Genomic DNA, 22,130 nt, shown 5'->3' with positions numbered 1-22,130 from the left:
CGGAGCCGCTCGCAAGGCCGGCACCGGGTCAGTCTCAGGCTCTAAGGTTCGGTCGATAGCCGCGGGAACGCTTCTGAGCAAGCGGTCTCGGAAAAGGACGGCAGCCTCTTTCTCGCTGTTGAAGAGGTGCACTCTCTGTTGGCCGAGTCTTCCGATCCGTCCCCAATTGCGGGTAAGCGACACGTCACCAAACAGGGTCGACTCGATCGACAACTGATAGAAACGAGCCATGTTTCTCTTGAAGTCGGTGCGCTCAATGCGGAGATGGTAGCGTTGTGCGATCATAAGGGAACAATCGCAAAGTCGTGTCCGAGGCGTCCAACGACTTTTCTGAATCAATCGAGCGTAACTGATTCATGTTGGTTATGGCGATCACCGAGTGAACAATGAAGCAAACTCCGACGAACAGAAGTTCATCGGACGCGGGCAGATTGCGAACCCCGTCCGGAGTCAAAAGAGGACGTTCGACATGCTGCTCGGCAAAGGACGAGCCGGACGTTTCCGGGTCCATAGCGCGTGCCGCTGATTTGAAGATTACGGTCACCTGACCGAGGAGGTCGGAGACGAGACGGGCGCTCCCATGATCGTTGACGCCAACCTGGAGCACGCCAGCATTCGACAGAAATGGAGCAGCGCGATGTCCGCGGGTCGCGCACCGTTGATGGACATCTTGACGAATGGTCCAGAGCTGCACGCCATAGCCCGCCATCAATCCAACACCCTTGCCGCTTCGCGTCTGCGCCATCGTTAGAGGTGCGCCGCCTCGTCAGATCTAAGCAGCTGTTGTGTGCGCAGATCACGACCAATGAGCAGGCCACGCCGTGAGCGAACGAGTGGTGCGATTTCACGTTTGTCGGCGAAGCGGGCGGATCCGTGGCTGTCGTCGCTCGCCGATCCGAAGTGCAGGATCAGAGGGGCCGACAACATCCTGATGAGCAGGATGATCGCAAAGGCGGAGAACACCCAATTGCCGATCATCGAGATGAGATCGCCTTTCTCGGATCCGAAGCTCTCGCCGACATACTGAATAACGATGGCGGCGCCCATCACCGTGATCGCATAAGTTGCCTATAGCAGATCGCTTTGCTGTCCGAAGAGGAATGGTGAGAAGTGCGACAGCTGCCAATAGTGGATCGCGGGCTGCCATGCGCATCATATCGTGGCGGCGTACTTGATTTCCCGAGGACGGATCATGACGCTATGTTGTCATCCTTTGGCGACTGCTCTTGGCCGTGTGGCTTTAGAAGATCATCGAACAATTCCCGGTCGCCCTCCCGAATGAGGAACTTCGGTAACTCGCGTTGAAGCCATTCGAGAAAGGGTCGTGACGATGATGCATGGTCGCCATTCTCGAGCCGATGCAGCACCAGTGCTCCAATCAGCACCTTGCGGCGCGTATCGATTGCGCGCTCCTGCTTACTGAGACGCATCTCCGCTTTTGTTTTCGCCCGAGCCTACGGCCAACTGGCCCGCCAGCTCGCAGGTTGCACGGCAACGAAGGTCGCCTAGCGGGTGCTCTCCGGCAACTCGCATATGTGTGGGTAGAAGCACGCGATCGAAAACCTAGAAATAGAACGCGGACGTTGCCGCATAGTCCCACCGGGGCCGAAGAGCCGAAGGCGATGAGGGCACAAGGGCGCACTTACGAGTTGCTGCGCAACTCGGCGTGCGGGAGCCCAGATCCGCGGGAAGGGTAGGAATTGGCGATCTATCACTTCAGCATGAAGCCGATCGCTCGCAGTGGCGGGCGCAGTGCCGTAGCCTCGGCCGCCTACCGGGCGGCTGAACGCCTCACAAACCAGCGGGATGGGCTGACCAATGACTTCACCAACAAGCAGGGTGTCGAGCATACCGAAATCGTGCTGCCGACCGGAATGCCTGCGGAGTGGGCAAAGAAGCGGTCCGACCTGTGGAATTTGGATATCGCTTCTAGCAACCTCTCTTGGTTCTCCTACAGGGACTATAGCGTTCCCCGAAACGAACCCATCATCGCGCCCAATGAAACCGTCCGAAATTCGGTCTTGAAAGCGCGGTTGAAAGAGCAAATCCGCCAGGCAAGCTGCGTGATCGTGCCCGCCGGTATGTACGTGAACGATCGTTTCTGGATACAAACGGAGATCGACTTGGCGCTCAACGCGTTCATGTACCCCAAGCCGATCATTGGCATCAGGAGGCGCAGCCAGCAAAGAACACCGGTCGAGCTCGAGCGCCAAGCAAACGTGATGGTCAACTGGAACAGCAACAGCCTGGCCACCGCGATATACGAGGTCTGCCGATAGGCCAAAAAGGGGCGGTCTGCGCTACTCCCCGATGTTGCCTTCCCCCAAAAAAGGAGGCGACCTCTTCTTGTCGGGCTTGTGGACCTTTAGCGCCAAGGTTCGCGCCTTGCCCCCAGGTTAATTGTATTACTAGCGAGCCCGAAGGCTTTCGGCCGCCACCAGTCGAATCCGCACTCAGATGCAGTGCTTGATGATATGGAACGAAACAATGTTCAAAATCACCGGACTTGACAAACTCAAGAAGAAGACCGGCCAGCTTTCGAGTTTCTCGCAAGCGATTGATGGCGAGATAGCGAACGTCTCGTTCGATCCCACGGATCCTGCGAGCATTGAGGCGGCCATCCAAGAAGCGCATGACGCTATTGATCATAAAGCCATTCCCTACGAGCAAAATGATTGGATCACTTCCCTCGTGAAACAGTTGAAAGAGAGCGTTCGCGATCAAATCCTGGAGCGAGCCGCAGTGGCACGGCTTGAGAGGAGCGCGGAATGACCGTCGCGTCCGCTTTGAACGATGTGAACAATGCCATTCTCGATCTTCAGCAGGCTGACTATAACACCTATGACCGCCCCTTGAGGAAGCTGTCGAAAGCGCTTCAGAGCGATGAACTGAAGGACCTTAACGATGCGCTGAAACGCGCCGTAGACTTTGAAGCCTTCATCAACGGCTCGGAGCAAGGCAGTTCGATGATGGGCAGTGCAAGCTTGTCGTGGCCCGACGGTAAGGCACAAGAACTCGGTCTTACGATCACATTGATCGAGAAGGGCGCGGAAAATCCAGATTGGTTCATGAATTTTGGCCACGAATGGTTTCACGATGGAAACAAGCTGATCGCGGGGATCCGCAAAATGACCAAGTCCGTCCTCATTCCATTCGGGCGTGATTACAAGGCTTACGTTCTGGAGCACCTACCAGCGCCTGTCACTGAAATGCGCCCGGCGGACAAGTCCAAGGTTTTCATCGTGCATGGCCACGACGAAGGACCTCGCGAGACGCTCGCTCGCTTTATCGAGCAGCTCGGCCTAGAAGCCGTCATTCTGCATGAAAAGGCGAGCGGCGGAATGACCATCCCTGAAAAACTCGCGAAGTACGGGAACGTTGGGTTTGCCGTGGTTCTCCTGACGCCAGATGACTTCGGCAGGTCAAAGAAGGACACGCAGGAGAGATTACGCGCCAGGCAAAACGTCATCCTTGAACTCGGCTATTTCGTGGGAAGGCTGGGTCGGGACAAGGTCTGCGGTCTGTTGAAAGGCGACATCGAGATCCCCAGCGACTACGTAGGCACGGTTTATGTTTCGTGGGACGAAGTTGGAGCTTGGAAGCTTTCGCTGGCCAAGGAGCTAGACGCCGCTGGGTATGACATCGATTTCAACAAACTCATCAAAGGCGGTTAGTTTAACGACCGCCACAAAAGCTTTCTTGCCGGCACCGAGGTCAGAAATCTCCTTTATCCGACAAGAGATGGTGCGAGACGTCATCCGCGGATCAACGTTGTGGCCTTCACAACGTCAAAGCCCGCTTGAGATCGTCATGCTCGAACGCGCTGGCCATGCGATTGATCTCGGCCGTCCGGGCGCCAACCGCTTTGGCGATATCGCGCCAGGTCGCCGTCACCGTCGCCACCTCTTTGATGACCGTGCGCGCCTGCGCCAAGGTGAGCGCAAAAAACTCCGAAGCCGCCTCCAACAGATCGAGCGAACAGGTGCCTTCGTCGAGGTCTATGTTGGTTGTCAGCACGCGCGGCTTGACATCGGTCGGGACTGGATTGAGGTCGTAAACCGGTGACAACGACCATCCAGCTTTTCCGAGCCACAGGAAGCCGTGATTGCGGAGGTGGTCATCGACGTTGGAGATCAACACGTTGAAGACGACACGCCGATAGAGGGAGTGTGCGTCCGTCTTTCCCTGTGCTCCATATTGCGCGAGTGCATCGACGATCTCCGGATAACTGCCGCGCTCGCCGTCTCTGGCGCCCATCATCGCCATCGCCGACAGGAACGGGATGCGGGTTTCGCCCTCGCGATCGAAACGCCGTGACAACATGACTGCTTTACCGGCGACTTCGATGAGTTCGTGCTGTGGGGTAGTGATGCCGGCTTGGCCAGCTAATCTCAGCGCCACCTCCTCCCAGGTCTCCATGCTGTAATCGTCAGTTTCCTTCGGGAACTTGGCGATGGCGAGGTGTCCATGATGGTCGATAACCGACGCCTTTGGTCGAGCCCCACCAAGAGAGGAGCCGGGCGCGAAAATGAGCTGGAGGTCTTCGTCAGTCTCCTCATCGCGGAAAATACGCTCCGTGATCTGGAGGAGCCTGCCGAGCTCGATCAGGGCGGGCACGCCGGCGCGGATCGGTGCCTGGAACATCTCCTCGCCGACCCAGCGGAAGCGGAGCGCCCCAAGCCGCGTTTCGTCCGCAACACCGAGCAGGAAATCGCTCTCCGCAAGGGTCCGCACAGCACGGTCCTCGCGGTCGGCAAGGCGACGTTCTGCACGCCGCATGAGGCGGCGGCCCCAGGTGTCAGGTGCGGAGTCGCCGATCGAACCGAAGGTGGCAAGCCCGGCCGGCGGGGCAAAGGCGCCCCGGGTTAGGGCAAGGGCTGGCTCGAGTGAAAAACGATCGGGATCCTCGAGCCATTGACTGCCGTACTCGAAGAGGATCGTCTCCGTGCCTCGGACGCGATTGCTCCTTGCCAGTCCGATCGGGCGCGTGCGGCCGTTCAGATCGATATGTACCTCAAAATCAGCCATTACGTGATGATCCGGCGGGCCGCTTGAGATGCGCACGCTTTGGCAATTCGGCGATGGCCAGTGCTTGCCCGACCCTGTCGTTGCTTATGTCGGCGATTTGGCTCAGCCCGTCGAGCAATCCGAGCGCCTGAAGAACGCCAGCATAGATGCCAATGCTGACGTTGGTGTCGCCGGCTTCGATTTTCTGCAAGGTCGAGCGGGACGTGAAGGCGCGTTCGGCTACGACCGCCATCGGTAGCCGACGGCGCCGACGAGCATCGTGAATATCCGAGCCGAGCTTGCGCAAGGCTCGCCGCACAGCGGCAGGAGGGTTGTGTGGTGTAGGCATTTGAGACCTTCGCACTACATAATGGAAGGATATGTAGCACGAAGATTACAAAAATCCATAGTGAGACGAGATCTTGTTTATCAGACGTCCCCGATTTCCGCGATCATCGCCGCCGCACGCCAGTTCGCCGCGATGCGTAACAGGTTGACTCTGTGGCAAAGCGCGTCGCGATCATTCAGATTCGCTCCCTACGCTTTTCTTATGCATGTCGTTGCCACAAAACCGCTGCACACTTTTGCGCGACATACTTTAGGCTTTGAGAGTGAAGGTCGACGCTGGCCGACACACCGTCCGCGGCAACGGAAATGTCCACCTTTGTCTAGCCACTGGATATGTTGCTTAGCGGTTCAAGGCTGTTGCCGTATTTGCGCCTATAAGCCGAGATGAAATCCCCGTCGCAACAGACACAGCGGCCGCTCGAGTCTTTGGCTTTCGGGTCATGCAAGTGAGATCCGAGGGGGCGCAGTAGATTTATGCGAGTGCTTGTCGTTGGACTCATCGGGAAACCGGCACTGTGTTTGAACAGCTCCGCGGCAAGCATGATCCCGGCGAGCGCTGACTGAAAGGCCATGGGAACCACGGTTCGAACCTGACGACTTCCATTGCTGAGCTGGAATACGAGACCGCCGCAGATCGCCTGTTGATAAAAAGACCGCAGCGGCTGGCCAACAAACGGGGCCAGCGATTCAAAAGGCACAGCCATCGCCGTAGCTACCCGAACAACGAAGTCGGTTGGCACTCCGGCATTAGTCTGTAGGAGCGTCTTCACCTCCTCGTGTGCTTCCGATATTCCGAATTCCTCGGCAATCAGATGGTGCTCGTCCTTGGATTTTCCGGATGGCATGTACATGCAACAAAGGCATGCCTTGCCATCGTCGAAACCATGCCGCGAGATGCCGAGATCATATTCCTGCGTCCAGGCATTCGCGATCCAACGGGGCAGAGCACCTTGGACAGCAAGACGGTCGGCGGCTGTGTCAAGCGCCACACCCACTCGGTCGAAAACCCAGTTGCCCCGGCGCGCAATATATTCTGCCCACTTCAGCGGGTGCGCCTCGACCTTGAGAGCGGTCGATCGGAGGGTGGTGGTTGCAAGCTCCGCCTTGGACATGCCGATCTCCGCTTGGCCTGCCAGGACGTAGCGCTGCAGGTTTGAGAGTTCGACCGCTTCGTGATCGATGATATGCAAGCGACCCGCGAGGCCGGATTGTCTCGCCAGGGCCCAAAGCGAGCCATGGCCAATGGCGCCCAACCCGACGAGGTGCGCTTCACCAAGGTCGACAGAAAGATCAAGCGGGCCATCGCCGGCTTTGGTCTTGTTGTAGCTGTATAACGAGAGTTCGATATTCTCGTCGAGCTCGGCGCCGGTCAGCTGAGCGGCGAAGATGGTTCGAAAGACGTTGGCGGCGCCGAAGCAGCTCGCGGCGCCAGCTCCATAAGGCAGCAAGCTCGAGCCAGAGCCCACCGGGTCGTGACGCGATAGTTTTGCCGTCCAACCGTCCGACCCCATGAAAAAGGTGGTGCATTGCAGCGATGGGCGCGTCGTGCCTGCAACCAAGCAGACCGTGGCGGACTTGCCGGAACGCCGGATGCCAACTTTTGGATTGATCGACTTTGCCAGACGCTCCAGCGCTTTGGCTTGGGAGTTCGCCGAACTGTCCAAGGGAACTATTGCCAGAACCGGATACAGTCTGGCGAGCAACCTCACCGCAAGGTCCAGCGTCGCCTGGCCTTCGGCACACGAAGCGGCCTGCTCGTCGAAGGCGATGGCCACGACCTGCTTTTCAAGAGCCGCTTTGAAGTCGGCCAGATGAAAATCGGCCAGCACCTGAGATGCCGCCGTCGCGGCGCGATCGATGAAATTAGCAAGGGCCATCGTTAACTCGTTATCGAAATCATGCGCGTCAGTACCGCCGACGGCAGCTCGTTCCAGTTCGCCTTCGCGTCGAGTCGATAGGCGGCAACGCGAGCAAGGTCGAAAGGCTCGCGCGCAAAATTCGGCACGACCAGCGACAGACACCCAACCGTGGTAGCGACTGCGTAGGCATCATCGGTCGTCGAGTGATAGGCGCGGCCCGGATGACTGTGGATCTGCGCCAGAAGCGTCAGACCCCGTTTGTAGAGCCAGACATTGAGGCGGTGCAGTTCTTCGGCAGGGACCATCACACAGACGCCATCGCTTGTTCGGATGTGGCGCTGCGCCGGGATTACTGTCTCCGACACGACAAAATGCTGGTCTTGCCGGACGCCGACCCAGAGCGCCATCCCTTCATGGCCCTGCTGTCCAACCGACCGCAGATGCGCCTGTACAGTAGACACACAGTCTCGAGAGAGGGCGACGGTTCTGACGTCCGCTAACCCGGTCATTCTGGAATTGCCTGAGGCGACACCAACATTCCCACGACTATCGGCTGGAGTTGAATCTGCAACTGGTCTATCGGTTTGATTCCGTACTTGATGATTTTGTCCAGGATGAAGGCCAAACAGCCTTCGCCAGAACCCCGATGAAGAAGCCATGGGTCACCTGAGTGCGCTGGATTATCGTGGTATTCCCGGACTCCCGCCATGCACAGGAATGGGGGGTCCTGGAGACTGTTCGCTTGAATAAAGTCCGTCAACTGTACCGCGTTTTGCTGAATGAGATTTGCAATCATTTCCGGCGGGGTTCCGGGCAGTGGCGGACGCCTCAGCATATTCAGTTGAAGATCCTTCCGGGCAACCGGCTGGCGAGTGAACGGATCGACGAAGACCACGGACGGTGGTCTGAGATCGTAGTTGGTAAAGTCGATGTTGGTGGCCGCGCAGATAGCGCGCGGCTTTACCTTAGGGCTTGCGAATATGAAGAAAGCGCTCGGGAAGCTCGCCTCGACCAGGAAGCAGCCTTGTGTCCAATAGGCATCCGCATATGCCCGGAACCGGGCGACCTCCCGATCAAACTTTACTCGGGAGACCTCCGGGTCCACAGTTTGGAGTTCAGGCACCTGCGACACCCGCCTTCAGGCTAAGGAACAGAGTTACAGTGTTGGCTAGGCCGAAATCGCCAATTTTCTTGTCGGCGTCGAGCAAGGTGCCAGCTTCGTCCTTGAACTCCCAGTTCTCGGCAGGCTGAGCCAGATTCTGCGTTTGCTCAAGGGATTTGGTGCGAACGACGTGAAGCGGCTGGTTGGGATTGGCTTCGACCTCAGTGGGCTGGCCGTTCACCACGACCGTGATATCGATCTTCCCGGGGCCGCCGCCGTGATTATTCCCCTGACCCGAATTCTTCGACATTGACATACTCCTGTGGCTTGCCAACCGGCCCCAAGGTACTACTGCCGGCCGCCGGTAAGCGGGCTGGCATTCTTTTGATCGTCCAGTCGGCGCCACGAACCGCGAGTACGTCAAAGGCAGGGGATAAGCTACCGAATCGGTGCTGAATTTCTTTTACGCAGTAGTTGAGCAGCAAGTAAACGGGAAAAACTGCTCATTACAACTCTAATCGATTAGAGAATTGAGAAAGTATTGGCCTTTTCTTCACATGCTGGCGCAGTCACCTGTCGGAGGGGCAGAATGGTGAGTGTGCGGGCGACGGGGTCGATGACGTTCCGCCCATGATTTTCGCGATTTTGCGGTGGCCTGTCGCGGTCGAGCTCAGTCAATGTAGCTCGATCTGCACATCGAGTGCCCGGCGGATCGATGGCGTGCCCACGGGTCACGGCGCTCCAGTTATGCACATCACTTGATATCTACTTGTCTGCATACTAGAACGGTTCTGGCATTCGATATGCAGTGGGAAAGATATGCAGTGGCCTGCATTAGGCGACGACACGATCCGAACCGATGGGCAGTCAGTGACCCAGACTTGCGGGCTCTTTTCGAGACTCTCGGACTCACGAGCGAAAGTCAGCAGGCATCTGCTACGTAGCCGCCGTCGTGCGTGCCAATCTCCGTAGGCGGACTTTCCAGACCACTTTTTCGAGGTCGACCGCCGCAGCTGGTGACCCAGTTCTCTGCCTATGATCAAAGCAATGAACGCTCTTGGGAACTTCCCACACATGGGACGACAGCCAGATCGCGGAATCCGTTCATCAACGAGCTGTCTTGCGCCATGAACGCCATGTTCCGATGAGGAGAGCCGTTATTAGAACTGGCCAAAGAACATGTCCCCACGACTGGAGGATTTGCGGCTCAAAATAATAAGGCGATTCCAAGTTTATTGCCTGCGTGTCGCTCATGCAGTGGGTGATGCGCGTTGGTCCGGGGACGTTCGTCCAGAGGAAGTCGTAGTGGGGCCGTGAGGGGCAAAGCTCCGCCGGCGCCAATGTGAGGAAATATTGCAGCGACAGGGCAGCGGACGCGATAACGATAAGCGCAAAGATGATCAGCAGCGCGATCGCATCACGATCGCCTTTGTCCGAGGTCAGATTTTTGGAGGGCGGTCGCTCGGCACGGGCCGCTTGAAACCACAAAACCGCCGCGACGAAAGAGGCAACAATCGGACCAAAAACAATGAAGTACACGGCATTCAGTTTGAGAGGAATATAGTCGCCGATCAACGGGAGCTTGCCGGTATAGCTCGTGGGCGCGCGTGCGATCCATAGGGCTAGAACAAGACCCGCCAGAGTAATGAGGGCAAGCCGGACGACTGGATCCTTTAGGAACGTTCCGGCATCTCCCGCAGATGTTTCGCTCATTTACCGTTCCCCTCTTGCTGTCGCACGTGCTACTCGCACAATTTCTTGGCCTCGTTGGACAGGCCATCGCCAAGTGATTGAGAAATCTGCTCGCCAAGCGCCTTCACGACGTCGCCGAATGTCCCACCAGCGGAAAGAAGCTTGATGTCTCGGCGGCTCACCACGCAGGTGGTGAGGTTCATTTCCGCGTCGAAACTAAGTCGGGCCGAGACGTTACCTTTCAGGGCCGCAGCGTCCGATGTGCGGCAAGTCAGTGAACCTATGGCTCTTGCTGTCGCAAGATCCCCTTTCACGTCGACGGCGAATTCTTCGATTTCGACTTTCTCGAATTTGTCCACACCGATGCTGAACAGCCCAGTCTTTACCTTTAGCGACTGGCAAGGCTGGGCTTTCTCTATCGCATTCTCGAGGGCGTTTCCGGCCTCCGCAGACGACGATAGGGCCAGCAACACGGAAGTGACGAGAAAAACTCGCCAGAGTCCGGATGGTCCAGGGGATACAGGTTTGTTCGGTGTGGCCATGGCCGTCAGCCCCCGCTGGTTCATGCTAACTCTCCTTCCATCGATCCGTGGATATGCTTTTCCTCTTGGCGCATGGCCCACGGCCCTGCGCCAGTTCGTCGTCGGTCAGGGCGGCGCGAGCGTACCGTCTGGATCGACATCCGCTTTCCGCTCGCTGCGGATGAAGTGATCGAGGCGCGTCACCGTTTCGAACTCGGCGTGGTTGCGATATGAGCCGAATTTGAAATATTCGCGCTCCTTCGCGAGAAAGGGCTTAAAGCCGATAACGCCCTCGGTTTTGGAGATCTTTTTCCCGTCAGCCCAGATTTCAATCAGACCTGTTTTGTCGGAGACCAGACGCAGGTGATAAACCATCGTCGTCCATTTCCCGAACGGATCGGGTAGCGAATTATAGCGAGTGACCGACAATCCTTGCGCACATCCGGTCAGGCCTGGTAGCGACAACGGGGCTGCTCCATGGGCGAGATCCTCGGCGTCATGCCCGACGGATAGCATCTGGTTTTTCATCAACGAGAGGAGTTGCGCCGGCTTGACGAGCGTATGTGCGTTGCCAAATCCGGGTTCGACCGGGGCGGTCTCCTGCGAGGCGATGAAAACGCGGCAAAGGACGTTCTTCGGGTCACGGTTCGGATCGGCGTTATCCTGTTCTATGGAGACGGTGAAAGCTCGGCCGTTGAAACGCTGGGCAAGGATAGGAGCGTCTTGCGGGGAGTTTGTTTGTTTCCATTGTCCGATCACAAATCGTCCTGTGGTCGGCGTGATGCTTGCATCGACGAACATGTCGAAACGGTACCAAATGTCGGTGCCCATCGGCGCCAGAACCTTCTCCGCTTCCCACAGTTCCGAGCGTTCGCTGCCATCGCGATCGTAGGTGCCGTCTTCACGCGCGCATCCTTTGGGATGCCAGGCAAAGGCCAGCACATTATTTTGCGGCAGCGCCCTGACGATCTGTGTTGCCGCTGACCTTGCCTCATCCGGGATTTTGCCGAAGGAGAACCTGTTTTCGTCCCGACCGCATGAAAACCAGTTGTCGGACACGCTCGTGGCATCGAACTCGTCTCGGACGGTCGGCGACGCCGCATTCGCATTCGGAGCGCCCGCAATCAGCATGACGGCCAGCGCATAACTCAGTTGCATTTTCAATGGCCGGTCCTCCTAGTTCATCTTGATGGCTAGACTGCTGGGGCAGTGATCGGAGAGGCGCACCTTGTCGCCCGGCGTCGGGTTGGGCCAGGGAAATTGCTTTTCCGATTCCGGCACGATCATGGCTGCGGCCCGGGTGCCGTAGAGGAAGAACTCGATGGGAAGAATGTTATAGTCGTCGGGGTTGGCGATGCCGGATGGGTTCGGCTGGCGGAATTCGCGCCAACATGTCGACATGTTTTCATAGGGCTGCCGGAAGAGTTGAACATCCGACCGCGGATCCCTGTCGTGACCGGTCTTGTCGGCGCTATAGCCGCTCAGTGCAATCCAAACTTCATCGGGGATCGCACCCGGCTGCGCGTCGAGGCGGCGATTGAAGTCACCGACGATCATCCACGCTTCGCCCGCGGTTTCGCGCGCCTCGATCCATTTGCGAAGCGGATACATCTGTTGTCCCAGGGTATCGCATGCCCGGCTGGCTGGCTGCCCGGTTGCCGGATCGATGTTCCAGAGTTTGAAACTGATAAAGTCGTCGAAGCAGCCACTCTTGAGATGAACATCAAGCACCCGCAACGTCGACCCGCCCGGCGACCGGATCGTGATGTCCAGGCCCCATCGGATCCGGCGGATCGTTCCATTGTCGTCGAAGGTGACGTCGAGCGGCTTATAGTCCGCCGCAGAAATGATCTTCAGCTGTGAGTTCGGGCGAATGGCCACTGCCGGGTATTGCACGCGCGTCGCAGTCGTCTGCTTGACAGCGGTCATGCCATTCTTGGTACAAACTGGAGCGATATTCTGGCCCTCGGCCTCCGCAAATTGGCCGCTGATGCAATGCTCCCAACCCTCGGCCACGGGAAAAACCGCGTCCAGCGCAGAAGGGCTTGTGACCTCTTGTAGAAACAGGACATCTGCAGATACCGCGTCACGCCAGTGTCTGAGGTCGGCGTAGTCCTGCTGGGTGCGGATATGGTCATCGGGGAAAACGGTCTTGGGGTCGCCGGGGTAGACCAGCGTTTGAATGTTCCAGTTGCCGAGTGTGAAATCCGCCGCCACGGCCTGGATCGGCGCGGCCATTCCGAAAAGCGCTACACATATCAAACGTCCCAGCATTTTTCCCTCCGAGATCTTGGTCATTCACGCGGCATGTCGCCATCCACATCTGCAAGGTGCACGTCGTCGGACGCTTTGCCCTCAGTCTTTCGTGCTCAGCAACGACCGTTCTTCATTGAGCTTGTCTTCGCGCGGGGGCGGCATTTCAGCGTCGGGTCCTTGCTCAATGCGGGCGAGGAACCGAACGGCACTTCTGCTCGGCATGAACAGGTAAGCCCCACCGCGCATCCGCACGAAATCCTTTATCCCCGTCAGGTTCAGCGGGCCGCGCGCCGATGGGATCGTCAGCCGCCCCATGCCGCCCCCACGACCGGTGATCGGATCGACTTCGTTTTCCAATCCGTGGAACTGCCAGGCTGTGGCCCAGGTCTGCTGAACGAATTCGAATTGACGTTCGATGTCGGCGTTGAGGCACATGAAAAGGAGACCGGGCTTTTGCTCCTCCGGATCGCTACCGCCAACTGCGTCGAAGCCTCGTCCAACGCGCAGGATGCGATGACGATTGACGATCGAAAGCTCATCCTTTGAGCCCGGCGCCAGACTGTCGCGTGGATTGGATCGGCGAATGTGGGCCCCCAAGGGACAACGCGCGCCGAGTGGATCCTCGGCCCCAGGAAGGAAATCGTTGTCAGGGCGAAACGTTTCGCCATGCTGTTTCCCCGTTGCCGGACCATTCGGATACCGCACCAGCGAGGAACCGTCCTTCCAGCGACCGACCATCTTCGCACCGATCCATTCCGGCAACAGCTGCGGTTCGAGCTGATCCGGGATTGCCGGATGGCCGGCATAGCGGGCGGCCGCATCATTCACGTAATCGTTGAAGACATCGACATACTGTGCGAGCTGACGGATCACCAGGAACGTGCCGTTTCGTCCGAGGTCACGGGCGGCAGTCGCGCTGCTCATTTCGAAATCCGGCTGATAAGTGCCGCGGGAGTGCTTCGGATCGGCGAGCGGCAAAAGATTGTCGTGGTCCATCGCGGCCGGCACCTGCGGTGATGGCGGGAAGAAGCCGCGCGTGTCGGGATAACCAAGCAAGAATTCTCCCGGCTCAACGGCATGAATGGCGTCCGACTGGCGCATCCAGCGCCGCGTACCCTTTATGATCGGTTGTGATATGCCGTCGGCGAAGCCGAATGGCTCTCTGACGATTTGCGCTGCCGTTTCGCCCGGTCTCGGCTGGGGCAACGGTGTCGGTGTCACCTGATGCAGCACCTTTCCTCCGGCGGCATCGATGCCCGAGCTCAACTCGCTGGCATATGAGACAAGAGTGGTTTGTGAATCTGCGTAAAGCAGCAGCGTCGCGTCGATTGCTTTTTCCGGCCCGCCCCACAGCCATGTGCCGGCTTTGTCATCGCCGGTATCGGCAAGCAGGTTGGCCCGGCCGGGCGAGCCCATCCCCAAGCGGAATGCGGTCGGGAAGGAGTCCCCGACATCGGAAGGCAGGCCCAAGCGCTTCAAGCCATCCGCCGTCAGCGCGAAAATCAACACCTTGTCGGCCGGGGGTTGATCTCCGAAGGTGATCTGGTCCTCGATCGATTTCAGCCAGGCGCATGCCTGTTTGGGGTCGTCGGAAAATTTGATCGCAAGACATCTCGCATAAGGGTGTTTGCTCAAGCCGCCGTATAGCAGCGTCTGGACCTCGAAGGTTTCAATCAACGTCGCCGGCCTTACCTTCGAGCCGAACAGCCCCAGCCACGCCGCCGCCTCATCTTCCGTCGACACCGTCCCAAGCCCTTGGCGGATCGCGGCGTTGGTGCGGATGCGCGCCGTCGTCAGATGTGGATAGGCGCTGTACCAGAACCATGTCGGCTGCTGTTGCCTGCGCGCCCAGCGTTTGAACCGGTCGCCATCAGTTGCGCCCTTGAAGAACAGGTTTTCAGTACGTGGAAAACCGACTGTATTGCTCCAGACGGCGGTCAGGCCGTTCGACGCCCTCGTGATGAAGTCCTCCAGATAGCTTTCCCAACTGCCGCCGTAATTCGAGAAAAACAGAAGTTTGTTGGTTTTCGGCAATCGCAGCCAACGGGCATAGTGGATCGTGCTGATATCGCCAAGAAACCCGGGACGGAATCGTTTTGTTGCCATCTGCCCGATCACCCAGAACGCTATTCTTAGCGTCAGGCCCCGCAACGCTCCGGCCTGCATGACCGAAATGCCGGCAAGATGGTTTTGCTGCGTGTCCTTGAGATTTTCAGCTTCCGTCAGCGACGCCATCACATCAGGATCGACCAAGGTGTCGACCGGCGTGTTGGCCGATTCGAGCCGCCGCAGGCCGAGGTAGACATTCGCGACGATCGCAAGAATTGCGACGGCTGCGACAATCGTTGAAACGATGAAGGCGATCACGCCGACCGCGAAGCCTTGCGAAAGCCCTGCCGCAATTGTCGCGGTAACAACGAGAAGGCCGAGCAGAAAAAGAACCGGCCAGAAGAACTTGATGAGCCCTTGAAAAGCCAGAGATAGGATGAAGCCGAAATCAAGGCCGGGGGCCTCTTCAGCGGTGAGGCGCGGAAATGGCTCGGGGTCCAGCAGCGGAGCCAGGTCGGCATCGGCTTTGACGAAATCCCGCACGCGCAAAACGGTGTCCAGCGGTGCCCCTGCGGCAGGGTTGGTATCGAAATAGGAACGGAGTTCGCGGGCAAGCGCATACTCTCGCTTGATCCGTGTCACGGTCATGCCTGGCGTGCCACAGAAGTCGAGACCTGGGACATCGAACAGACCTTGCCCGGTGCGAATGTGGTGGGACGTGAGAAGACGACTGAGGGTACTTGCCGCTTTTATTTCGGCAACCGACAGGATTTCGCTGACGAACGATGCCAGCTTGGTGCCGACCGTGTCGAAGGCATGTTGCGGCTCGCCGTCGACCGACATTTCGAATACCAGATACGTAGGCTCTCCGACATCGCCGCGAACCACGGTGATCGACATGAAATGGACGCCCTGGTCTCGCAGGGCGACGCGGATTAGCCCATCTTTGCCGAACAGCTCAGGGCGGAACTGCTTGAGCTTTGCATCGACGCGATCGGCTCTGTCGAATTTGAACGGGATTGCACTCGTCACAAGCGATTGCGTCATGTTTGCCCCCTAGCTCACGAAGAATGCAAGCTACCCACTGCTGCAAGGTCCCGCCGATTCCCCCACGAGGCTGATGACGACCTCTCGCGTCAGGCGTGCAATACCTGTTTCATTTTATTCGTGGGTCTTCAAGCAAAATCCATCGGAAATGCTTGGAGCGATCGTCTTTTCATAAAGCTGTCAACTTTAGCGAAGTAAATTGGCGGCGTACTGAACAAGACACTACTACAAAACCGGTTTCGCGCTTAACGTGAACGCGGTTCAATTCCTTACGCGAAGTACAATGTGCTCTCCGCTGCCTTTTCGTCACCCCAAAAAGCGAACGTCGAAACCCGCATCACACCCACTTCGTCCAGATCGGAGATCAGCATGGAGAAAGACCCGGAAGCGGCAGTTGGCCAAAACGATATCGTCGCCACCCAATCGGCCGCGCTTTCCGTCGAGGTAGAAAAGGTTGCGCTTGCGGAATTCAATTACGTCCCGGCCGAAGAGCGCGACCTGAGGCGGGCTCGCGCGGAAGCCGATAGTCGTTTTTCGGCTCGCAAGAGTTTTCTTGAATCACCGCGCAGCGATCCAAACGGCTTCGAGCGGATCATCGGCCAAAGCGACCTGATGTCGATCAACTTCCTCGATCGTGGGCGACGGGCGGCTGCTGCCGTTTGCCGGATCAAGGTGCCGAGCGATGGCGGAGCCTGGTATGGGACGGGGTTTCTGGTCGGGCCACGACTTTTGCTAACCAACCACCATGTGCTCGGCAATGCCGATGAAGCCAGCCAATGCGAAGCCGAATTCGGTTATGAGCACGATATCGATGGGGTTCTTCGCGAAGGCGTCAGGTTCAATCTGCGTCCGCACGAGATCTTTTACACCAACGCTGAGCTCGACATCACGTTTGTCGCGGTCACGCCATTGTCGGATGAGGGCGTACCGATCGACCGTTATGGCCGGCTGCCGCTGATCCCGCTTTCCGGCAAGGCGATCGATGGCAAGTGGGTGACGATCATCCAGCACCCGAACAGCGAGCCGAAACAGATTGCTATACGAGCAAGCCAGATCATTATTCTTGATCCGGACGCGGCCCCCGACGTCAACCTTGATCATTTCATCCACTATTCGACGGATACGGAGCCGGGCTCATCCGGCGCCCCGGTGCTGAACGACCAATGGCAGGTCCTGGCCCTGCACCACAAGGCAGTCCCTGAGCCGAAGAAGCCCGGAAGGCCTGAGAACAAAACTGTCTGGATCGCCAATGAAGGTGTCCGCATTAGTGCAATTTTTGGCCTGCTCGAAAGACAGCGCTTTGAACAGCCGCAGGCGGGCCTTGTGTTGGACCGGCTTGATACCTCGCTTGGGCTGCCGTCCCTGTCTCAAGGCGGCATCCAGGGCGAAGCTCTTCTCGAGGCGGACCGAAAGCCTCTCGCGCTCAAGCGTTGGGCCGGCGTCACCGGCTATGATCCACTCTTTCTCACCACCCGGATCGACCTTCCCGAGATATATGCACCGTGGCTCGCGCAAGAACAGATTGCGCCGCTGCTGGATGGGTCCGGTCACGAACTTGCTTATCACGACTTCACGTCTGTAATCCGTGCAGACCGGAAGTTTCCGCTGCTGACCGCCGTCAATATCGACGGCAACAAGCTGGTCCATCCCGGTCCGGGGAAGGACACGTGGCGGCGCGATGCGCGTATCGCGCCGGAATACCAGCCGGACGGAGAATTCTATGAGAACAAGGGAAAAGATCCGGTGCAATTCAGCCGCGGACACCAGGTTCGGCTGCTTGATCCCTGCTGGAGCGCCATGAACGATGTCAACCAGGCGCTGGTCGAGTCGCAATTGGGGGCAGAGGATACCTTCCACTACACCAACGCGGCCCCACAGGTCCAAACCTACAACGACATCGACTGGGGCAATCTCGAAGACTACCTGCTCGACAAAGCGCAAAGCACGGACAAGCGGTTGACCATTTTTACAGGCCCGATTTTTCGGGAAGACGATCCTCTGTATGGCAAAGGCCGAAAGGGTGGGCCTTGGAAAATTCCATTGTCTTTCTGGAAGATCGCAGTCCTTCAGAAATCCGCCACCAAGGTGGCAGCCGCCGCCTTCATCGTCGGTCAGACGCAGTACGTGCAGGCGCTCTATGAGGCGAAGGTGTTCTCCGGGCTGAAGCCCTACACCATCGATCAGATGCGCAAGCGCCGGATCCAGACCACCATCGCTGCAATTGAAGGTGAGACCGGGCTCGATTTTTCCGCGGTTCGCCCCTTTGATGCACAAGGGACACTGGAATCCACCCGGCAAACCCGTTGGATCAGCGATATCAATGATGTTGTAATCTGATTGCTGACGGAAAAGGATGGCAGGGGCGGGCGAACGCAGCAGGGCAGGGAGCAAGGGCAAAGCCCTCGGCCCCTCTAAGACAAACGATCCTGCGCCAGATGTCGCATCTGTACCGGCGAGATCTCGCTGTTCACACGAAGGATCGTCACACGAATGTGCCGATACCCGCTGCGGCAAAGTCGCGGCGGAGCAGGACATGCCTGTGGAATGAGGTGGAAAACAAATGAAGAACGATTTACGCCGTGGTATGCCTGAACGCGCCAGTTCGTTTCATGGGGTGATGCAGGATGACAGCATCGAAAGCCAGCCGGAATGTTGTGATTGAACGCAAAAGGCGGGAAGGGGCGACACTTGCTGCCCTAGCCGAGGAATTCGGCGTCTCCCAAAGTACGATCAGCCAGATCCTGGCCAAGCAGGAAAAAAACCGACGCGCAATCAAACGGCGTCTTGAGGCCCCACTGAGGAGGGTAACAAAACCATATGGCGGCCAATAGGCCCTTACAGGTAGGAAGGCAGGATGCGGCGATGCTGAAAACCGATACCCGCCAAGCGAATTGGCGTCGTGCCAATCCGGGCAAATACGATGCTCACCTTGCTGTGCAGCGAGCGGTAAAGGCGGGCGAGCTGGAGAAGCAAACCTGTGAAGTCTGCGGTGTCGAAGCCGTCGATGCCCATCATGATGAATACGAGGAGCCTTTAAAGGTGCGGTGGTTGTGCCGACGACATCACACGCGCCTTCACCATTACGGCGAAGGCATGTTTCCGATCAGGGATGCACCTTAGAGAGCATCCTGAAGCTAGAATTACGGAAGGCCAAGATCCGCACGTACCATGACAGCGGCTAGGGCGCGCAGGAAGCGCATGCCAGTTCGCAACGAGTGAGACAGCCACGGTTCATCGGCGGAATTTTCGGCGAATTCGTTCCTTGGCAGCAGGCGTGGTCATCACCTTCCTGCTCGTGACTTGCATTTCGGAGTGCATCCGCTTGCAGCCGCGGTCGTGGCTGCTCTGTGCTTCGGGTATTACGGCGGAGATTGTCTACGGTCTGCTAGTAGGCACGCAAAAATTTTCCGCTCTTCAATCTAGTTAAACCATAGATAATCTATATTTATCGCGGCGCGATGTTAGGTTTAGTCTCTCGAATGAAGAGGGATACCATGACTGGACAGATCCGTTTCAACGCCTTCGATATGAACTGCGTCGGCCACCAATCCCCTGGCTTGTGGGCCCATCCGGACGATAGATCGTGGACCTATAAGGATCTGGAATACTGGCAGGCTTTGGCTCGCACTCTGGAACGCGGCGTGTTTGATGGCATCTTCATTGCCGACGTGATCGGCTATTATGACGTGTACAAAGGCTCCAACTACCACGCCATTCACCAGGCGGCACAAATCCCGGTCAACGACCCCCTGCAGCTGGCTGCGCCCATCGCGCTGGCTACTGAGCATCTCGGCATTGGCATCACGGCGTCCACTTCATTCGAACATCCCTATACCTTCGCTCGCAGACTTGCGACGGCCGATCACCACAGCAAAGGCAGGGTTGGCTGGAACATAGTCACTTCCTATTTGGAAAGCGGCGCGAAGAATATCGGCCAGGCAGGGCTGAAACGTCATGACAACCGCTACGAGATCGCGAGCGAATATGTAGAGGTGCTCTACAAGTTGCTTGAGGGGTCGTGGGAAGAAGGGGCCGTGGTGCGGGATCGGGATCGCCGCATGTTCACAGACCCTAGGAAGGTCCATGAAATCGGGCACAAGGGCAAATATTTCGATGTTCCCGGCTACCAGCTGTCGGAGCCCTCCCCGCAGAGAACGCCGGTACTCTATCAGGCTGGTGCCTCCGGTCCCGGCAAGGCTTTTGCCGCCAGCCATGCCGAATGCATCTTCGTCGCGGCGCCGACAAAATCTGTCCTGCAGGGCTATGTCGCCGATATCCGCGAGCGTATCGTGGCCGCCGGGCGCGATCCGAAGAAGGTGTTCATCTACACGCTGATCACCATCATAACAGATGAGACCGAGGCAAAGGCGCAGGCCAAGTTGGAGGACTACAAGAAGTACGTTTCGTACGACGGTTCTCTCGTCTTCATGTCTGGTTGGAGCGGGATCGATTTTGGTCAGTATCCGCCCACCGATGTCGTCGAGCGAATTGAAACAAACGCGATCCATTCCTTCGTCGAGCACATTGCCGGCGGTGACAAATTCTGGACCATCGATGAACTAGCGAAATTCGGTGGCATCGGGGGAATGGGGCCGGTCTTTGTTGGCTCGGGCGAACAGATTGCCGATATTCTGCAAGAATGGGTGGCTGAAACCGGCGTCGATGGTTTCAACATCGCCTATGCGGTGACGCCCGGCAGCTTCGAAGATGTCGTCGAGCACGTTGTGCCACAACTTCAAAAACGCGGCGCCTATCCGACAGCCTACCGCGCCGGAACGCTTCGCGAGAAGTTGTTCGGCAACGGTCCCTATCTGCCAGCCACCCATCCGGCCAACGCGTATCGGGATATCGAGGCGGTTAAGCGCCGCGAAGCCGCGGCCCTGACGCCCCAGCTGAAAACGATTGGCGCGTAATCGCTGCCACAGCCTCTTAACATTAGGTGCATCATGTCACAGGTTGATCAAGCTTGGGGAGCGGGGCCGAGCGCCCGCTACGAGGACTTCGCCAAGAAATTTCGTCCACTTTTCGAGGAGATCAGTAAAGGGGCTGTCGCTCGCGAGTTCAACCGCATCCTTCCTGATGCCCAGATCGCGTCGCTAAAACGTGCGGGCTTCGGTGCACTTCGCCTGCCGGAGGGCGAAGGTGGACTTGGAGCGACGCTGCCGGAGTTCTTCAATCTCTTGATCGAACTTTCGGCCGCCGACTCAAACATAACACAAGCACTGCGCGGCCACTTTGGTTTTGTGGAAAACGTCGTCAACACCGTTCCGAGCGCTTTCCGTAGACGTTGGGCTGAGCGCATTTCTAACGGTGAGATTGCTGGCAACGCCTGGACGGAAATTGGCGATGCGAAACAAGGCACTTTTGCAACCCATATCGCTCGCAAAGGCGATGGCCTCGTGCTCAATGGCGAGAAATATTACACGACCGGTTCGCTTTTTGCCGATTGGATCGATGTCGGCGCGACAGGCCTGGAAGGCGAGGGCGTCACCGTGCTCGTCCGGCGCGACGACCCGGGTGTGCGCGTTGTCGACGACTGGGACGGGTTCGGCCAGAGGCTGACGGCAAGCGGAACCACGACATTTTCCGAGGCGAGCGTAGATCCCCTTGACGTCGTGGTCGACGACACGAAGTTTGGCTACAGCCCTGCGTTCTACCAGACTGTTCATCTGGCGACCTTGGCCGGGATAGGCCGCGCTATCGCCATTGAGACGGCCGCTGCGGTTTCGGCGCGAATACGCCAATTTTCGCACGCTGCCGGTCCCCGATCGAGCCAGGATCCACAGGTGCTCCAGGTCGTTGGCCGCATTCGCTCCAATGCCTACGCCACCACTGCAATCGTGTTGCAGGTTGCGGCGGCCCAAGAACGCGCCCATGTCGCCTATTTGGCGGGCAATGACGAGGCGGTGGAACGCGCAAACGCGGTTGCCGAACTGGAAACATCACAAGCCCTCGGCGTGGTGACCAATCTTGTTCTCGAGGCATCGACAATCCTGTTCGACACGCTGGGCGCCTCGGCAGCTAAATCGTCCACCGCCCTCGACCGTCACTGGCGTAATGCCCGAACGATATCGTCACACAATCCCCGGATCTACAAAGACCGGATTGTCGGTGATTTCGCGGTGAATGGAACGCCGCCGCCCGGTCAGTGGCGCATCGGGCAAGCACCGGCATTAACGGCAGAGAGCCCGGACAACGTCGACAAAAGTTCCGCTGCGGCCTGACCGCCGTCAAGGGGATGCGCGCTCA

At 58.0% G+C, this 22,130-nt stretch carries 20 protein-coding genes and 3 pseudogenes; 8 read left to right on the top strand and 15 right to left on the bottom strand.

The annotated features are described in order from the left end of the window. Positions 1-34: 34 nt before the first annotated feature. The 4 genes and pseudogenes from BN77_RS33105 to BN77_RS30360 form a co-directional block, all read right to left on the bottom strand. Positions 35-285 (bottom strand): annotated as a pseudogene (locus BN77_RS33105) (WGR domain-containing protein). 115 nt (positions 286-400) lie between these two features. Next, positions 401-724, bottom strand: a pseudogene (locus BN77_RS35770) (type IV secretory system conjugative DNA transfer family protein); the annotation flags it as partial. A gap of 23 nt (positions 725-747) precedes the next feature. Continuing rightward, entirely contained in the window at positions 748-1,047 is a 300-nt protein-coding gene (locus BN77_RS35765; RefSeq protein WP_007539535.1) for a hypothetical protein, read from the bottom strand. A 143-nt stretch (positions 1,048-1,190) separates the two neighbouring features. Continuing rightward, a pseudogene (locus BN77_RS30360) lies at positions 1,191-1,454 on the bottom strand (mobilization protein); the annotation flags it as partial. A gap of 246 nt (positions 1,455-1,700) precedes the next feature. Between BN77_RS30360 and BN77_RS36110 the strand changes: the two are divergent. The 3 genes from BN77_RS36110 (at position 1,701) to BN77_RS30345 (ending at position 3,674) form a co-directional block, all read left to right on the top strand. Then, positions 1,701-2,279, top strand: a complete 579-nt coding sequence (locus BN77_RS36110) for a MobA/MobL family protein (RefSeq protein ID WP_007539531.1) — start codon at positions 1,701-1,703, stop codon at positions 2,277-2,279. A 208-nt stretch (positions 2,280-2,487) separates the two neighbouring features. Then, positions 2,488-2,772 (top strand): hypothetical protein, encoded by a 285-nt coding sequence (locus tag BN77_RS30350; RefSeq protein ID WP_007539529.1) that lies wholly within the window; start codon positions 2,488-2,490, stop codon positions 2,770-2,772. After that, positions 2,769-3,674, top strand: coding sequence for a TIR domain-containing protein (locus BN77_RS30345; protein ID WP_007539527.1), 906 nt, complete (start codon positions 2,769-2,771; stop codon positions 3,672-3,674). Before BN77_RS30350 ends, BN77_RS30345 begins: the two co-directional genes overlap by 4 nt. 106 nt (positions 3,675-3,780) lie before the next feature. Here BN77_RS30345 and BN77_RS30340 read toward each other — a convergent pair whose 3' ends face one another. From BN77_RS30340 to BN77_RS30290, 11 genes are all read right to left on the bottom strand, one after another. Beyond that, positions 3,781-5,028: a type II toxin-antitoxin system HipA family toxin gene (locus tag BN77_RS30340; protein WP_007539525.1), complete on the bottom strand. Its 1,248-nt coding sequence runs from the start codon at positions 5,026-5,028 to the stop codon at positions 3,781-3,783. Further along, positions 5,021-5,356, bottom strand: coding sequence for a helix-turn-helix domain-containing protein (locus tag BN77_RS30335; RefSeq protein WP_007539523.1), 336 nt, complete (start codon positions 5,354-5,356; stop codon positions 5,021-5,023). The genes BN77_RS30340 and BN77_RS30335 overlap by 8 nt, the downstream gene beginning before the upstream one ends. 319 nt (positions 5,357-5,675) lie before the next feature. After that, a complete protein-coding gene (locus BN77_RS30330) occupies positions 5,676-7,232 on the bottom strand; it encodes an E2 ligase fold family C protein (protein WP_007539521.1) in 1,557 nt (518 codons plus the stop codon). A 2-nt stretch (positions 7,233-7,234) separates the two neighbouring features. Continuing rightward, positions 7,235-7,675 (bottom strand): Mov34/MPN/PAD-1 family protein, encoded by a 441-nt coding sequence (locus tag BN77_RS30325; protein WP_235777069.1) that lies wholly within the window; start codon positions 7,673-7,675, stop codon positions 7,235-7,237. Positions 7,676-7,719: 44 nt separating this feature from the next. Then, complete coding sequence (locus BN77_RS30320; protein WP_007539518.1) at positions 7,720-8,337, bottom strand: putative metal-binding protein; 618 nt, start codon at positions 8,335-8,337, stop codon at positions 7,720-7,722. Then, the gene (locus BN77_RS30315) at positions 8,330-8,626 is read right to left on the bottom strand and encodes a DUF2604 domain-containing protein (RefSeq protein ID WP_007539516.1); all 297 of its coding nucleotides are present in this window, start codon (positions 8,624-8,626) and stop codon (positions 8,330-8,332) included. The genes BN77_RS30320 and BN77_RS30315 overlap by 8 nt, the downstream gene beginning before the upstream one ends. A 797-nt stretch (positions 8,627-9,423) precedes the next feature. Next, entirely contained in the window at positions 9,424-10,029 is a 606-nt protein-coding gene (locus BN77_RS30310; RefSeq protein WP_007539514.1) for a hypothetical protein, read from the bottom strand. A gap of 29 nt (positions 10,030-10,058) precedes the next feature. Further along, a complete protein-coding gene (locus BN77_RS30305; protein WP_007539512.1) occupies positions 10,059-10,574 on the bottom strand; it encodes an LBP/BPI/CETP family protein in 516 nt (171 codons plus the stop codon). A gap of 81 nt (positions 10,575-10,655) precedes the next feature. Then, on the bottom strand, positions 10,656-11,687 hold the full coding sequence (locus tag BN77_RS30300) for a heparin lyase I family protein (protein WP_244426309.1): 1,032 nt from the start codon (positions 11,685-11,687) through the stop codon (positions 10,656-10,658). A gap of 18 nt (positions 11,688-11,705) precedes the next feature. Continuing rightward, positions 11,706-12,803: an endonuclease/exonuclease/phosphatase family protein gene (locus BN77_RS30295; RefSeq protein WP_007539508.1), complete on the bottom strand. Its 1,098-nt coding sequence runs from the start codon at positions 12,801-12,803 to the stop codon at positions 11,706-11,708. Positions 12,804-12,884: 81 nt separating this feature from the next. Beyond that, complete coding sequence (locus BN77_RS30290) at positions 12,885-15,881, bottom strand: Dyp-type peroxidase (protein ID WP_007539506.1); 2,997 nt, start codon at positions 15,879-15,881, stop codon at positions 12,885-12,887. Positions 15,882-16,250: 369 nt separating this feature from the next. Here BN77_RS30290 and BN77_RS30285 point away from each other — a divergent pair, with 369 nt between their 5' ends. From BN77_RS30285 to BN77_RS30270, 5 genes are all read left to right on the top strand, one after another. Then, on the top strand, positions 16,251-18,218 hold the full coding sequence (locus BN77_RS30285; protein ID WP_007539504.1) for a DNA/RNA non-specific endonuclease: 1,968 nt from the start codon (positions 16,251-16,253) through the stop codon (positions 18,216-18,218). 287 nt (positions 18,219-18,505) lie between these two features. After that, entirely contained in the window at positions 18,506-18,712 is a 207-nt protein-coding gene (locus BN77_RS36105; RefSeq protein WP_007539502.1) for a sigma factor-like helix-turn-helix DNA-binding protein, read from the top strand. A gap of 31 nt (positions 18,713-18,743) precedes the next feature. Continuing rightward, on the top strand, positions 18,744-19,001 hold the full coding sequence (locus tag BN77_RS33090; protein WP_040679114.1) for a hypothetical protein: 258 nt from the start codon (positions 18,744-18,746) through the stop codon (positions 18,999-19,001). Positions 19,002-19,375: 374 nt separating this feature from the next. Continuing rightward, positions 19,376-20,794 carry an LLM class flavin-dependent oxidoreductase gene (locus tag BN77_RS30275; RefSeq protein WP_007539500.1) on the top strand — a complete coding sequence of 473 codons (1,419 nt, stop codon included), beginning with the start codon at positions 19,376-19,378 and terminating at the stop codon, positions 20,792-20,794. Between the two features lie 33 nt (positions 20,795-20,827). Then, positions 20,828-22,105, top strand: a complete 1,278-nt coding sequence (locus BN77_RS30270) for an acyl-CoA dehydrogenase family protein (RefSeq protein ID WP_007539498.1) — start codon at positions 20,828-20,830, stop codon at positions 22,103-22,105. Positions 22,106-22,130 lie beyond the last annotated feature (25 nt).

The organism is Rhizobium mesoamericanum STM3625, assembly GCF_000312665.1.
Lineage (GTDB): Bacteria > Pseudomonadota > Alphaproteobacteria > Rhizobiales > Rhizobiaceae > Rhizobium > Rhizobium mesoamericanum.
This window is presented reverse-complemented; position numbering and strand designations above follow the sequence as displayed.

What these genes read in the sequence shown, in the direction of transcription:
- BN77_RS30345 (WP_007539527.1), top strand. Translation starts at nt 2,769, where the DNA reads ATGACCGTCGCGTCCGCTTTGAACGATGTGAACAATGCCATTCTCGAT.
- BN77_RS36105 (WP_007539502.1), top strand. Translation starts at nt 18,506, where the DNA reads ATGACAGCATCGAAAGCCAGCCGGAATGTTGTGATTGAACGCAAAAGG.
- BN77_RS30310 (WP_007539514.1), bottom strand. Translation starts at nt 10,029, where the DNA reads ATGAGCGAAACATCTGCGGGAGATGCCGGAACGTTCCTAAAGGATCCA.
- BN77_RS30275 (WP_007539500.1), top strand. Translation starts at nt 19,376, where the DNA reads ATGACTGGACAGATCCGTTTCAACGCCTTCGATATGAACTGCGTCGGC.
- BN77_RS30295 (WP_007539508.1), bottom strand. Translation starts at nt 12,803, where the DNA reads ATGCTGGGACGTTTGATATGTGTAGCGCTTTTCGGAATGGCCGCGCCG.
- BN77_RS30285 (WP_007539504.1), top strand. Translation starts at nt 16,251, where the DNA reads ATGGAGAAAGACCCGGAAGCGGCAGTTGGCCAAAACGATATCGTCGCC.
- BN77_RS30350 (WP_007539529.1), top strand. Translation starts at nt 2,488, where the DNA reads ATGTTCAAAATCACCGGACTTGACAAACTCAAGAAGAAGACCGGCCAG.
- BN77_RS30335 (WP_007539523.1), bottom strand. Translation starts at nt 5,356, where the DNA reads ATGCCTACACCACACAACCCTCCTGCCGCTGTGCGGCGAGCCTTGCGC.
- BN77_RS35765 (WP_007539535.1), bottom strand. Translation starts at nt 1,047, where the DNA reads ATGGGCGCCGCCATCGTTATTCAGTATGTCGGCGAGAGCTTCGGATCC.
- BN77_RS30315 (WP_007539516.1), bottom strand. Translation starts at nt 8,626, where the DNA reads ATGTCGAAGAATTCGGGTCAGGGGAATAATCACGGCGGCGGCCCCGGG.
- BN77_RS30330 (WP_007539521.1), bottom strand. Translation starts at nt 7,232, where the DNA reads ATGGCCCTTGCTAATTTCATCGATCGCGCCGCGACGGCGGCATCTCAG.
- BN77_RS30270 (WP_007539498.1), top strand. Translation starts at nt 20,828, where the DNA reads ATGTCACAGGTTGATCAAGCTTGGGGAGCGGGGCCGAGCGCCCGCTAC.
- BN77_RS30300 (WP_244426309.1), bottom strand. Translation starts at nt 11,687, where the DNA reads ATGCAACTGAGTTATGCGCTGGCCGTCATGCTGATTGCGGGCGCTCCG.
- BN77_RS30340 (WP_007539525.1), bottom strand. Translation starts at nt 5,028, where the DNA reads ATGGCTGATTTTGAGGTACATATCGATCTGAACGGCCGCACGCGCCCG.
- BN77_RS30305 (WP_007539512.1), bottom strand. Translation starts at nt 10,574, where the DNA reads ATGAACCAGCGGGGGCTGACGGCCATGGCCACACCGAACAAACCTGTA.
- BN77_RS30290 (WP_007539506.1), bottom strand. Translation starts at nt 15,881, where the DNA reads ATGACGCAATCGCTTGTGACGAGTGCAATCCCGTTCAAATTCGACAGA.
- BN77_RS33090 (WP_040679114.1), top strand. Translation starts at nt 18,744, where the DNA reads ATGCTGAAAACCGATACCCGCCAAGCGAATTGGCGTCGTGCCAATCCG.